At 73.4% G+C, this 12,247-nt stretch carries 13 protein-coding genes; 8 read left to right on the top strand and 5 right to left on the bottom strand.

Annotation, left to right across the window (positions count from 1 at the left end; translation table 11 throughout):
* Positions 1 to 22: 22 nt before the first annotated feature.
* The 3 genes from ACFW2G_RS24480 to ACFW2G_RS24470 all read left to right on the top strand — a co-directional run bounded on the left by ACFW2G_RS24480 (position 23) and on the right by ACFW2G_RS24470 (position 1,965).
* Complete coding sequence (locus tag ACFW2G_RS24480) at positions 23 to 865, top strand: AraC family transcriptional regulator (protein WP_384584669.1); 843 nt, start codon at positions 23 to 25, stop codon at positions 863 to 865.
* Between the two features lie 105 nt (positions 866 to 970).
* Positions 971 to 1,660: an AzlC family ABC transporter permease gene (locus ACFW2G_RS24475; RefSeq protein ID WP_052031351.1), complete on the top strand. Its 690-nt coding sequence runs from the start codon at positions 971 to 973 to the stop codon at positions 1,658 to 1,660.
* Positions 1,657 to 1,965 carry an AzlD domain-containing protein gene (locus tag ACFW2G_RS24470; RefSeq protein ID WP_037929870.1) on the top strand — a complete coding sequence of 103 codons (309 nt, stop codon included), beginning with the start codon at positions 1,657 to 1,659 and terminating at the stop codon, positions 1,963 to 1,965. Before ACFW2G_RS24475 ends, ACFW2G_RS24470 begins: the two co-directional genes overlap by 4 nt.
* Here the strand turns inward: ACFW2G_RS24470 and ACFW2G_RS24465 are convergent.
* A complete protein-coding gene (locus ACFW2G_RS24465) occupies positions 1,934 to 2,905 on the bottom strand; it encodes a hypothetical protein (RefSeq protein WP_384584666.1) in 972 nt (323 codons plus the stop codon). The two genes, ACFW2G_RS24470 and ACFW2G_RS24465, sit on opposite strands and share 32 nt — an antisense overlap.
* 156 nt (positions 2,906 to 3,061) lie before the next feature.
* Here ACFW2G_RS24465 and ACFW2G_RS24460 point away from each other — a divergent pair, with 156 nt between their 5' ends.
* A complete protein-coding gene (locus ACFW2G_RS24460; RefSeq protein WP_037929867.1) occupies positions 3,062 to 3,256 on the top strand; it encodes a DUF3046 domain-containing protein in 195 nt (64 codons plus the stop codon).
* A 123-nt stretch (positions 3,257 to 3,379) separates the two neighbouring features.
* Positions 3,380 to 4,642 carry an AI-2E family transporter gene (locus tag ACFW2G_RS24455; protein WP_078557158.1) on the top strand — a complete coding sequence of 421 codons (1,263 nt, stop codon included), beginning with the start codon at positions 3,380 to 3,382 and terminating at the stop codon, positions 4,640 to 4,642.
* Here ACFW2G_RS24455 and ACFW2G_RS24450 read toward each other — a convergent pair.
* Positions 4,596 to 5,351 (bottom strand): Clp protease N-terminal domain-containing protein, encoded by a 756-nt coding sequence (locus ACFW2G_RS24450; protein ID WP_384453878.1) that lies wholly within the window; start codon positions 5,349 to 5,351, stop codon positions 4,596 to 4,598. The genes ACFW2G_RS24455 and ACFW2G_RS24450 overlap by 47 nt on opposite strands.
* 112 nt (positions 5,352 to 5,463) lie before the next feature.
* Between ACFW2G_RS24450 and ACFW2G_RS24445 the strand changes: the two genes are divergently transcribed.
* Complete coding sequence (locus tag ACFW2G_RS24445) at positions 5,464 to 6,114, top strand: class I SAM-dependent methyltransferase (protein ID WP_384453881.1); 651 nt, start codon at positions 5,464 to 5,466, stop codon at positions 6,112 to 6,114.
* Here the strand turns inward: ACFW2G_RS24445 and ACFW2G_RS24440 are convergent.
* Both ACFW2G_RS24440 and ACFW2G_RS24435 read right to left on the bottom strand, forming a co-directional pair.
* A complete protein-coding gene (locus ACFW2G_RS24440; protein WP_384453884.1) occupies positions 6,104 to 7,147 on the bottom strand; it encodes a S66 peptidase family protein in 1,044 nt (347 codons plus the stop codon). The genes ACFW2G_RS24445 and ACFW2G_RS24440 overlap by 11 nt on opposite strands.
* A gap of 87 nt (positions 7,148 to 7,234) precedes the next feature.
* Entirely contained in the window at positions 7,235 to 8,290 is a 1,056-nt protein-coding gene (locus ACFW2G_RS24435) for a PP2C family protein-serine/threonine phosphatase (RefSeq protein WP_384453887.1), read from the bottom strand.
* Positions 8,291 to 8,527: 237 nt separating this feature from the next.
* On the opposite strand from ACFW2G_RS24435, the gene recA reads away from it, so the two are divergent.
* Positions 8,528 to 9,640, top strand: coding sequence for a recombinase RecA (recA, locus tag ACFW2G_RS24430; protein ID WP_037929854.1), 1,113 nt, complete (start codon positions 8,528 to 8,530; stop codon positions 9,638 to 9,640).
* Between the two features lie 3 nt (positions 9,641 to 9,643).
* On the top strand, positions 9,644 to 10,210 hold the full coding sequence (gene recX / locus ACFW2G_RS24425; RefSeq protein WP_037929851.1) for a recombination regulator RecX: 567 nt from the start codon (positions 9,644 to 9,646) through the stop codon (positions 10,208 to 10,210).
* A gap of 215 nt (positions 10,211 to 10,425) precedes the next feature.
* Here the strand turns inward: recX and ACFW2G_RS24420 are convergent, their stop codons facing one another.
* Complete coding sequence (locus tag ACFW2G_RS24420) at positions 10,426 to 12,018, bottom strand: FAD-dependent monooxygenase (protein ID WP_052031341.1); 1,593 nt, start codon at positions 12,016 to 12,018, stop codon at positions 10,426 to 10,428.
* Between the last annotated feature and the right edge of the window lie 229 nt (positions 12,019 to 12,247).

The raw sequence follows: 12,247 nt of genomic DNA, 5'->3' as shown, positions 1-12,247 counted from the left end.
CGGCGGGGCGCAGAATGGGGGGATGGGGACGGCGGACGGCCACCGGGAGTGGGCACGGCACTGGCAGTACGAGGAACTGCCCGGACTGGACCTGCTGCGCGCCCGCTACGTCCGCCACACGTTCCCGCGCCACGCGCACGACGGCTACGTCATCGCGGCCGTCACCGGCGGCATCGAGGAGGTCGGCCTGCCCGGCCACGTCGTGCGCGCCGGACCGGGCAGCGTGGTCCTGATCAACCCCGAGGTGCCCCACACGGCGCGCGCCGGTGCGCCCGAGGGGTGGGTGTACGCCACCCTCTACCCCTCCCGCACCCTGATCGCCGAGGTCGCCGCCGAGGTCGGCACCCTGCGTGGCACCCCCGGCTTCACCGCGGACGTCGTCGCCGACCCGCAGGCCTCGCGCACGATCACCGACGTGCACCGGGCCGCCGAAGCCGGGAACGCGCTGGCCGCCGACAGCCTTCTGCGGGGTGTCGTCGCCCGGATGCTGACCCGGTACGCGGGACCCCTGCCGGCCCGTACGCCCCGAGCCTCGGGCGGCGCCGACGCGGCGGCGGCCCGGGCCGTGCTGGAGGAACGCCTCGCCGCCCCGCCGTCCCTGGAACAGCTCGCCGCGGAACTGGGCACGAGCCCGTTCGCCCTGCTGCGGGCCTTCCGGGACCGGTACGGGATGCCGCCGCACACCTGGCTGACCGACGCCAGGGTCCGGCGGGCGCGGCGGCTCCTCGACGCCGGCACCCCGCCGGCGGAGGCGGCGGTGGCCGTCGGCTTCACGGACCAGCCCCACCTGAACCGCCACTTCACCCGCATCGTGGGGGTCCCGCCGGGCGCCTACCGTCGGGAGCGGGTCCGGCCGGGGGCGTAACCCGGGGCGCCGCGCCGGTCGCGCGCAAGAACGTACAAGACCCATCCCGCCGGGCCCGCGTAGTTTCGCGGCGTGGGAGAGAAACAGCTGGTCACAGAGCCAGAAATAAGGGAGACAGCAGCCCCCGGCGGGCGGCCGCGGGCCGCGGTCGTACGGGACGCGCTCGGGGTGGGGGTCGCCGTCGGCCTATCCGGGTTCGCCTTCGGCGTGACGGCGGCCGGAGCCGGCATCAGCACCCTGCAGGCCTGCGTGCTGAGCCTGCTCGTGTTCACCGGGGCCTCGCAGTTCGCCCTGGTCGGGGCCCTGGCCGCGGGAGGCAACCCGTTCACGGCCGCCGCCGGAGCCTTCTTCCTCGGTACCCGGAACGCCTTCTACGGGCTGCGGCTGTCGCAGCTGCTCCGGCTACCCCGAGCCGTACGGCCCCTCGCCGCGCACTGGGTGATCGACGAGACCACCGCCGTGGCGCTGGCCCAGCCCGACCGGAAGTCGGCCCGGCTGGGCTTCACCGTCACCGGGCTCACCCTCTACGCGCTGTGGAACCTCACCACCCTGCTCGGCGCGCTGGGCGCCGAGGCGATCGGCGACACCCGTGCCTGGGGGCTGGACGCCGCCGGACCCGCCGTGTTCCTGGCCCTGCTCGCACCGATGCTGAGGACGGCCACCGAGCGTGCGGTCGCCGCCCTCGCGCTCGTCCTCGGGTTGGGATTCCTGCCCGTGCTGCCCGCCGGTGTGCCGGTACTGATCGCGGCCCTGGCCGCCCCCGCCGTGCTCTGGATGAAGGGACGCCGTTCGTGAACGTCTGGATCGCCATCGGGCTCACCGTCGTCGGCTGCTACGCCGTGAAGTACGCGGGGCTGCTGGTCCCCGCCGGGGCGCTGGAGCGGCCCCTGGTGCGCCGTCTGGCCGCGCTGCTGCCGGTCGCGCTGCTCGCCGCGCTCACGGCCCAACAGACCTTCAGCACCGGGTCCGCCCTGGTCGTCGACGCCCGCGCCGCCGGGCTGGCCGCCGCGGGCATCGCGCTGCTGCTGCGGGCCCCGTTCCTGGTCGTGGTGGCGGCCGCCGTCGCCGTTACCGCGGGGGTACGGGCCCTGGGAGGCTGACCCGCGCCGGAAGGCGCCCGTAGGCCCGCAGGGTCAGCAGGGCCTCCAACGTCGCGATCGGCCGCCGCTCCAGGGAACTCCCCGGCGCCCAGGCCTCGCGGCGGACCGGCCAGCCGCCGTCCTGCTGCTGTCCGGCGGCCAGGAAGTCCAGCGAGCGGCGCATCTCCTCGTCGGTGAACCAGCCGCGGGCCAGTGACCCGGGCCGCCGCGCGAAGTCGTGCGGGAACAGCTGCTCGCCCGGCGCGTAGCCCGGAGCCGGCGGGAACTCGGCCCGCCGCCGCGGGTCGAGTACGACCAGTCGCTGCTCGCGCGCCAGCCGTCCCAGCCGGTCCGCGGCGGCTGCGGCGCGGGACCGGTCGGGGACTCCGTCGAGGAAGGCCACGGCGCTCTGCACCTCGTACGGATGCGAGCGGTGCAGGTTCTCGACCCGGTCCCAGCAGAAGTCCGTGGCCCGGAAGAGCCAGGCGTGCCAGACGCGGTTGCGGTGCAGCAGGCCGACGACCGGGCCGGTGGTCAGCAGCTCGCCCGGCGGTTCGTCGTACACCGGGTGGTAGGGGGCGGCGGGGTAGCCGGGGCGGGCCGGAAAGACCACCGGAAGGGCGCCCTCCGGGGTGGAGACCCCGGTCAGGTGGCGGCAGAGCCGCTCGATGCGCTGTCCGCCGCAGCGTCCCAGGCTGTCCAGCACCCGCAGCGCGTGCGCCGTGTGCAGGGGCTGGCTGAGCGGGCCGCGCAGATCCGGATCGAGCGCGTGGCCGTAGCCGCCGTCGGGGTTGAGGTACGAGCCGAGCGCGGTGTCCACCGCGTCGGCGTCCCCGCCGAGGAAGTGGAACGCGAAGCGCCGTTGCTCCAGGACGCGGGCCGTGAGCCACATGAAGCGCTCGGCTCGGGCCAGAGCGGGCTGCGGGTCCGACGCGGGCGGAGGGGACTGCGTGGGGGGCATGGCCGGTGTGGGGTGTGCGGCCTGTGGGGATCGCGGGGATCGCGGGCTTTGTGGGGAAGCTTCGTCTCCGGGCATGCGTGCAACGTAGGGCGCGATCGCGGAGGGGCGTGGCGCGAACGCCGCCGGTGCACTCTCCCGGGGCGGGATACTGGGGGCATGCGGTTGACGATTTTCTGGGAGCGGATGGCCGAGCACTTCGGCGCCGGCTACGCCGACTCCTTCGCGCGGGACCACGTCATGGCGGAGCTGGGCGGCCTGACCGTCCACCAGGCCCTGGAGGCGGGCTGGGAGACCAAGGACGTGTGGCGCGCGGTGTGTTCGGCGATGGACGTGCCGGCCTCGCTGCGCTGACGCCCTGCGGCGGCTGGGCGGGAGGACAGCGCCTTTCGCCGTACGGGCCGCTGGTGGGACAGACTGGGCTGCGTGGGAGCCACCGAAGACACGACCGACCAGCCCGCAGCCGTCCAGGGCGCGCTGCCCCCGCCTCGGGCAGCCGATCCCGGCGCCGCACCGGTCGCCTCCGGAACGGATCCGGACCCGGCGGCGGGCGCGGGGCCGGCGGGCAGCGGGGCGGCCCGGCCCGCCGATCCGGTCCCGCCGCAGGGTCCTGCCGGCCCGGGCGGGCCACCGGCCGGGGGAGACGGGCGCATGCCGCGCTGGCTGCCGCGCGCCGTGGTCCTGGTCCTGGGCCTCGTCGCCTGCTTCCAGCTCGGCAGCTGGGCCTTCCACCAGCTGACCGGGCTGCTCGTCAACATCCTGATCGCGTTCTTCCTCGCGCTCGCGATCGAACCCGCCGTCGCCAGGATGGCGGCCGGCGGCATGCGCCGCGGGTTCGCCACCTTCCTGGTGTTCACCGCGGTGTTCGTCGTGTCCGTCGGGTTCCTCGCGCTGCTCGGCTCCCTGCTCGCGGGGCAGATCGTCGCCATGGTGGAGGGCTTCCCGGGCTACCTCGACTCGGTGATCAACTTCATCAACTCCACCGTCCACACCGATCTGTCCCGGCTGGAGATCCAGGAGAGCGTGCTGCGCTCCGACTGGCTGCGCAAGTACGTGCAGAACAGTGCGTCCGGCGTGCTCGACGTGTCCGCCACCGTGCTCGGCGGGCTCTTCAAGCTGCTGACGATCGGCCTGTTCTCCTTCTACTTCGCCGCCGACGGACCGCGGCTGCGGCGCGCGCTGTGCTCCGTACTGCCGCCGGCGAAGCAGGCGGAGGTGCTGCGGGCCTGGGAGATCGCCGTGGCCAAGACCGGTGGCTACCTCTACTCGCGCGGGCTGATGGCGCTGATCTCGGGCGTCGTGACCTACATCGTGCTGGCCGTCCTGGGGGTGCCGTACGCGCCCGCGCTCGCCGTGTGGGTGGGGCTGGTCTCGCAGTTCGTCCCCACCATCGGAACCTACCTCGCGGGCGCGCTGCCGGTCCTGCTCGCCTTCACCGTCGACCCCTGGTACGCGCTGTACGTCCTCGCCTTCGTGGTGATCTACCAGCAGTTCGAGAACTACATGCTCCAGCCGAAGCTGACGTCGAAGACCGTCGACATCCATCCGGCGGTGGCCTTCGGATCGGTCATCGCGGGCACCGCCCTGCTGGGCGCGGTCGGGGCGCTGATCGCCATCCCGGCCGTCGCCACGCTGCAGGCCTTCCTCGGCGCCTACGTCAGGCGCTACGAGCTGACGCGGGACGCGGACTCCTCTACGTCCCGTCCGCGTCGCGGAGTACGACTGCCAGGGCTTCGCTGACGCTCGCCTCCGCGGCGGCCTTGTCCAGGCCGAGGCCGCTCAGCAGGCCCTCGCCGTTCTCCAGCTCCAGGAGCGCGAGCAGGATGTGCTCGGTGCCGACGAAGTCGTGGCCCAGGCGCAGGGCCTCACGGAAGGTCAGCTCCAGGGCCTTCTTCGCCGAGGCGTCGAAGGGGACGAGGGCGGGGATCTCGTCCTGGGCCGGCGGGAGTGCGGCGGCCGCGGCGGCCCGTACGTCGTCCGGCGAGACCGACTGGGCGCGCAGGACGAGCCCCGCGAGGCCGTCGGCCTCGGCCATCAGGCCCAGGACCAGGTGCTCGGTGCGGATCTCGGCGTTCCCTGCGGCGCGGGCCTCGTTCTGCGCGGTCACGACCACGTTGCGGGCGCGCGGGGTGAAGCGGCCGAAGCCCGCGTTCGGGTCGAGGGCGTCGGCGCCCTCCTTGTCCGCCTTGGGGACGAAGCGCTTCTGGGCCGCCTGGCGGGTGACGCCCATGCTGCGGCCGATGTCGGTCCAGGAGGCGCCCGAGCGGCGGGCCTGGTCGACGAAGTGGCCGATGAGGTGGTCCGCGACGTCCCCGAGGGCCTCGGCGGCGACGACGGCGCCGCTGAGCTGCTCCAGGGGGTCGGTGTGGACCTTGTTGATGGCCTCGATCAGGTCGTCGAGGCGTACCGGATGGGTCATGCGAACGGGTTCCACCGAAGGGTTCGTCATGGGTGCAACCCTAGGTTGACAGTCGAAGGAGTGTCAACCCTGGGTTGTCATTCCACGGCTGCCGCTCCGGCGCCGCCGGTGCCATGCTGGGACCACGGACTGGGAGGCTGCGATGGGTTTCTACGCCGAACGGATCGTTCCGCGGATCGTCGACCTCGCCTGCGGGGCGCGCGGCGCCCGGCCGCTCAGGCGGCGCGTCTGCGCCGGCCTGGCCGGGGAGGTCGTCGAGATCGGTTTCGGCTCCGGCCACAACGTGCCCTTCTACCCGCCGGGCGTCACCGGGGTGGCCGCGATCGAGCCCTCCGACGTGGCCTGGGAGCTCGCCGCCGACCGGATACGGGCCTCCCGGGTCCCGGTGCGGCGGGCCGGTCCGGACGGCCGGTCGCTGCCCTTCGAGGACGCCACCTTCGACGCGGCGCTGTCCACGTGGACGCTGTGCACCATCCCGGATCCGCTGGCCGCCCTGCGCGAGGTGCGGCGCGTGCTCAAGCCCGGATGCGGCCTGCACTTCGTCGAGCACGGCCTGGCGCCGCAGGGGGACGAGCGCGTGCGCCGCATGCAGCGGCGGATCGAACCGCTGAACAAGCGGCTCTGCGGCGGGTGCCACCTCACCCGGCCGACCGTCGACCTGCTGACCTCCGCCGGGTTCGTGATCACGGAACTCGACGTCTTCTATGAGGAGCGCGCGCCGAAACCCCTCGCCGCCGACTCGCTCGGCGTCGCACGCTCGCCCGTGCCCGGCGCAGGGCCGCTCAGTAGCTGACGGTGATCCGCCGGGCGGGTCCGTCCACCCGGATCCGCCCGCCCACGGGGATCACGAGTTGCGGGTCGGTATGGCCGAGGTCCACATCGAAGACGGCCATGACGTCGGGGGCGTACTGCCGCAGTGCACGCAGGACGGCCTCGCGCTGCTCCTTGCGGTACCGCTCCTTCTGCCCGGCGTCGAACCGGTTCTCGAACGACCAGCTCTTGGCCCGGCCCATCAGCAGCGCGGGGAACTGCCGCAGCAGTCCGCGCTCGCCCATGTTCCGGAGCATCCGGTAGACCTCCTCCGCGCGCGGCATCTCCTCGGAGGTCTCCAGGAAGAGCACGTCGCCCGCGTACTCTTCGGCGGGCAGTACCGCACGGTCGGCCGCCATCATCCAGGAGAGGACCTCCAGGTTGCCGCCCCAGCCGGCGCCCTCGACCACGCGGTCGCCGTTGTGCCAGGTCCAGCCGTAGGAGCGTGCCATCGGCGGCTCGGACTCCAGGCTGAGCGGGTCCTCCCAGGGCAGGTTGACGTCCCCGTACTCGCCTGACCGGCTGAGCTCGTACGCGCCCGAGGTGAACAGTGCGGCCCGGAGCGAGTCGGCGGTGGCCGGGTGCATCGCGCCGGGTCGGCCGAGCTCGACCATGACCGAGGCGCCGTGGTAGGCGACGATGCCCAGGTTCCGCAGGAACAGTAGGAGGTTGGTGTTGTCGCTGTAGCCGAAGAACGGCTTGGGGTTGGCCCGCAGCAGATCGCCGTCGAGGTGGGGGAGGACGGTGATCTGGTCGTCGCCGCCGATGCTGGCGATCACCGCCCTGATGTCGGGGTCCGCGAAGGCGGCGTGGATGTCCGCGGCCCGCTCCTCGGGCGTCGCGCCCATCTTCCGCGTGGTCGGGTACTCCACGGGCTCCAGCCCGAAGTCGTCACGGAGCCTGCGCAGCCCCAGCTCGTAGGGGAGCGGGAAGAGGCCGGGCAGCCCGGCCGAGGGGGACAGGACGGCGACCCGGTCCCCGGGTCGGGGCTTGGGCGGATACAGCAATTCGATCATCCGGCGATCGTAGGGGACCCGTGCGCGATGCGCCCCGTGCCCCGTGCGCCCCGTGACCGTGGGCCGGCGACCTGGAGGGCGCGCGGCCTACGGGGGATCCGCGGCCAGGGGGCCGCGCAGGCGGACGGCCAGGGCCGCGATGTCGTCGTCGAGACGCCCCCTGCTGTAGCGCAGGAGGTCGCGGTGGAGGGCCTTGAGGAGCGCTTGCGGCGGAGTCGGGGGCTGGCTGCCCATCCACGTGGCCAGCGGGAAGAACTCGCCGTCGCGGGCGCGGGCCTCGGCGATCCCGTCGGTGTAGAGGAGCAGCAGGTCGTCGGGGGCGAAGTCGAAGCTGTCGATGCTGTACCGGTCGCCGATCAGGTCCGCGAGGCTGAGCAGCGGCGACGGGGCGGTCGATTCGAGGGTGCGCAGCCCGCGGCGGTTCAGGAGCAGTGGCGGGGGGTGCCCGCAGTTGAGGACGTCGATGCGGCCGCCCTCGTGCGGGATCTGGACGAGTAGGGCGGTGGCGAAGCGCTCCATCGGCCCCTCGGGCGGGAAGGCGGCGTTGTAGCGGGTGCTGCTGGCGTCCAGCCGGCGGGCGACCTCGACCAGGTCGGGCTCGCCGTAGGCGGCCTCCCGGAAGGCGTTGACGATCGCCGCGGCGGCCCCGACCGCCGGCAGGCCCTTGCCGCGCACGTCACCGATGAGCAGTCTGACGCCGTGCGGGGTGTCGGCCACCTCGTAGAAGTCCCCGCCGATGCTGGCCTCCGCCGCGGCCGCGAGGTACAGGGATTCGATCTCGATCCTGCCGAGGAGGCGCGGCATGGGGCTGAGGACCACCTGCTGCGCCGCGTCGGCGACGAGTCTGACCTGGAAGAGCGTGCGCTCCCGCTGGAGCCGGACGTGGCTGCCGTACGCGGCGGCCACGGTGACCGCGATGATCCCCGCGCACGTCCACCACGTGCCGAGGTCCGGGAAGATGAAGCTGAGGCCGATCATCAGGATGAGGCAGACGGTCCCGAGCAGGACGGTGGGGAGCACGGTCCACATCGCGGCGGCGAGGGCCGGCGCCGCGGGTAGGAGGCGGCTGAAGGCCATCTCCGGCGGAGTGTTGTATGCCAGGCCGGCGATGACGATGGTCAGGATGACCGGCGACAGCCGCACGAGCCTTCCCGGGCCGGGGCGCCTACGGAGTCGTGGCCGTCCAGACTCGATCACACTCCATAGGATATCTGCGTAATCAGGGCATAGCGCTCTGGGTGTGGCGAGCTTGACAGGAAAATCGAACATCCATTCTGATGGGTTATCCACAGCCGAACCGGTCGTGGAGGCGCATTGTCAGTGGCAGGCATTAGCGTCAATGGCGTGAAGCGATCGACTCAAGCAAACCGGGTGGAACCCATGGCAGGCACCGACCGTGAGAAGGCTCTCGACGCCGCTCTCGCACAGATTGAACGGCAATTCGGCAAGGGCGCGGTCATGCGTCTCGGCGACAAGCCGAACGACCCCATCGACGTCATCTCCACCGGGTCGACGGCGCTGGACATCGCCCTGGGCGTCGGCGGGCTGCCGCGCGGCCGCGTCGTCGAGATCTACGGCCCGGAATCCTCCGGTAAGACGACCCTGACCCTCCACGCCGTGGCCAATGCGCAGAAGGCCGGTGGCACCGTCGCCTTCGTGGACGCCGAGCACGCACTCGACCCGGAGTACGCCAAGGCCCTCGGCGTCGACACCGACAACCTCATCCTGTCGCAGCCGGACACCGGTGAGCAGGCACTGGAGATCGTGGACATGCTGGTCCGCTCCGGTGCCCTCGACCTGATCGTCATCGACTCCGTGGCGGCCCTCGTGCCGCGCGCCGAGATCGAGGGCGAGATGGGCGACTCGCACGTGGGTCTGCAGGCCCGCCTGATGAGCCAGGCGCTCCGGAAGATCACCGGTGCCCTCAACCAGTCCAAGACCACCGCGATCTTCATCAACCAGCTCCGCGAGAAGATCGGCGTGATGTTCGGCTCGCCCGAGACCACGACCGGTGGCCGCGCGCTGAAGTTCTACGCCTCGGTGCGCATCGACATCCGCCGCATCGAGACGCTGAAGGACGGCACGGAGGCGGTCGGCAACCGCACCCGCTGCAAGGTCGTGAAGAACAAGGTCGCGCCGCCGTTCAAGCAGGCCGAGTTCGACATCCTCTACGGCCAGGGCATCAGCCGCGAGGGCGGCCTGATCGACATGGGCGTGGAGCACGGCTTCATCCGCAAGGCCGGCGCCTGGTACACGTACGAGGGCGATCAGCTCGGCCAGGGCAAGGAGAACGCCCGCAACTTCCTCAAGGACAATCCGGACCTCGCGAACGAGATCGAGCGGAAGATCAAGGAGAAGCTGGGCGTGGGCCTCCGCAAGGACGGCGACGACGCGGCCGCTGCCACACCCGCCGCCCCCGCCGATGCCGCGGCCGCGCCCGCACCGGCATCGAAGGCCAAGACGGCGGCCAAGGCCGCCGTGGCCAAGAGCTGACCCGTGCTCGGGCAGGAAGCGGGCGGCAGGAGCCGAGGAGGCGGTGAGGGCCGCCAGGAGCTGCCGCCCCAGACCCCCGAGGAGCAGGCGCGGGCCATCTGCCTGCGCCTGCTCACGGGGAACCCGCGTACCCGGCGCCAGCTCGCGGACGCCCTGCACAAGCGGGGCATCCCCGACGAGGTGTCACAGCAGGTCCTCTCCCGTTACGAGGAAGTGGGCCTGATCGACGACGCGGCGTTCGCCGGAGCCTGGGTCGAGTCCCGCCACCGCGGCCGGGGCCTGGCCCGCCGCGCGCTCGCCCAGGAGCTCCGGACCAAGGGGGTGCACGCCACCCTCGTGGAGGAGGCCCTGGGCCGGCTGGACTCCGACCAGGAGGAGCAGACCGCCCGCGAACTCGTCGAGCGCAAGCTCCGATCCACCCGGGGCCTGGAGCGGGAGAAGCGGATCCGGCGGCTGGCCGGAATGCTCGCCCGCAAGGGATACCCGGAAGGCATGGCCCTGAGAGTGGTCCGCCGCGCACTGGAAGCGGAGGGCGAGGACGCCGACGACCTCGGGTATCCGGGGGACTGAGTCGCGCGCGGCCCGGGGCGGGCGCAGCCCTCGGGCCGGACGCCGGGCGACCCCCACGACACGGGGAGCGCCGCGCCGCCCACGAGAGCGTGCGCACCTCCTCGGGGGTGGGGCCGCCGAAGTGCCCCGCCCGGAGCGCCCCGAGTCCCGCGGGCCCGTGGAGGCGGGGAACGCGGTGGCCGTGGGACCCTGGCCGGGATGCGGCCCGCACACGGTCAGTCGATCACGACGGTCGGTGTCGGTGTGGGCGTCTGCGGCTTCGAGGCCGCGGGTACCCGGGAGGCGGGAGCACCGGCCCGGACGGCGTCCGCCGCCTCGTAGAGCTCTGCCGGGCGGACCCCTGCGAAGGTCGCCGCCAGATGCCCGTCCGGTCGCACGAGGAGCACGGTGTGCGCCGGGGCGCCGGGGTAGCTGTCGGCGACGAGCAGGTCGGTGCGGACGGGCAGGGCGCTGACCGCGGCGGCCAGGCGGGGCATCAGCCCGGCGCCCATCCAGTGGCGCCGGTCCCACACCCCGGTGCCCGGGGCCACCAGCACCACCAGCAGCCGGCCCTGGCCCAGCAGGTCCCGCAGCGGCACCGTCGCCCCGTCGGGTGCGGTGACCGGGACGTTCGCGACCGGCCCGCCCGGTTCCGTGGCCGTCGGTACCTCGCGCACGGCGACGGGCGGGGCGTACGCCGGCTCCGCGCCCAGCGGCCCCCGGCCCAGATGGCCGTCGGTCAGCAGGGACTCGGCGGAACGTGAGGCTCCCGGAAGGTAGTTGCGCAGACCGCTCCCGGTCCGCAGCGTCGGCATGGCCTGGTCGGCCGCGCGCAGCCGGGCGGCCACCGCGGTGCGCCGTTCGTCCTCATAGCTGTCGAGCAGAGCCGCAGAGGCGCCCTGGTGCCAGGCCAGGGAGAGCTTCCACGCCAGGTTCTCGGCGTCCCGGAGCCCCTCCTCGACGCCCTGGGTGCCGAGCGCGCCCAGCAGGTGCGCGGCATCGCCGGCGAGGAACGCCCGCCCGTCCCGCCAGCGCCGGGCCAGCCGGTGGTGCAGGGTGTGCACGCCGGTGTCGAGCAGGTCGTACGGGGGAGTCGTACCGCCGCACCACTGCGCGAGGGTGTCGCGGATCAGGGTGACCAGCGCGTCGGGGGTGACGAGCTCGCCGCGCGCCGGGAGCAGCCAGTCCAGCCGCCAGACCCCGTCGGGCAGCGGCCGCGACGTGACCTCCTGCGGCGCGCTGCGGTGCAGCAGGGCCTCGCCGGGCCAGGGCAGTTCGGTGCGCAGCGCGGCCACGGCGTGGCGTTCGACGGCGGTACGGCCCGGGAAGCGGATCCCGAGCAGCTTGCGCACGGTGGAGCGGGCCCCGTCGCAGCCGACCACGTAACTTCCGCGCCACCAGGTGGTCTCGGCGCCCCGGGTGTGCGCGGTGACGCCCCGGTCGTCCTGTTCCAGGGAGTCCAGCTTGCTGTCCCAGACCAGCTGGACGAGGGGGTGCGCGGCCGCGGAATCGCGCAGTCCGCGCGCCAGAGCGTGCTGAGGGACGTGCAGGGGCGCGGGATGGTCCTCGAAGGTGAGCCGTTGGGCGTCCCGGCCGCGCCGCATGGTGCGCCAGGCGGCGAAGTACGCCGCCTCGTCGCGCAGGGTCGTGCAGCCCAGCCGGTGCGCCATGGCCGCCGTGTCCGCGTGGAGGACGACCGTGCGGGCTGGCCGTACCTCGTCCTTGCCGGGCCGCTCGTCGAGCACGACGGAGGGCACGCCCGCGCCCGCGAGCGCCAGGGCCAGGGACAGTCCGACGGGCCCCGCGCCGACGACGATCACCGGGTCCACGGCGCGGCTCCCGATGTCCGGTATGTGATCACAGAACGTATGCAACCCATTGGAGGTGTCTGCGTCAAGTGACACCCGAGGGCGCAACGCAGCGTGGTGCGGGGGGTTGGTTGCCCCGCACCACGCGGGATAAGCACCCTGGCGGACCGGCCGGCAGGCCGGGGGGGGGGCCCGGGCGGGGCCCCTCCGGGCCCCCCCCCCGGGTTGCGCCCCGGGCCCCGGGCGGCGT

The organism is Streptomyces sp. NPDC058880, assembly GCF_042742535.1.
GTDB lineage: Bacteria > Actinomycetota > Actinomycetes > Streptomycetales > Streptomycetaceae > Streptomyces.
This window is presented reverse-complemented; position numbering and strand designations above follow the sequence as displayed.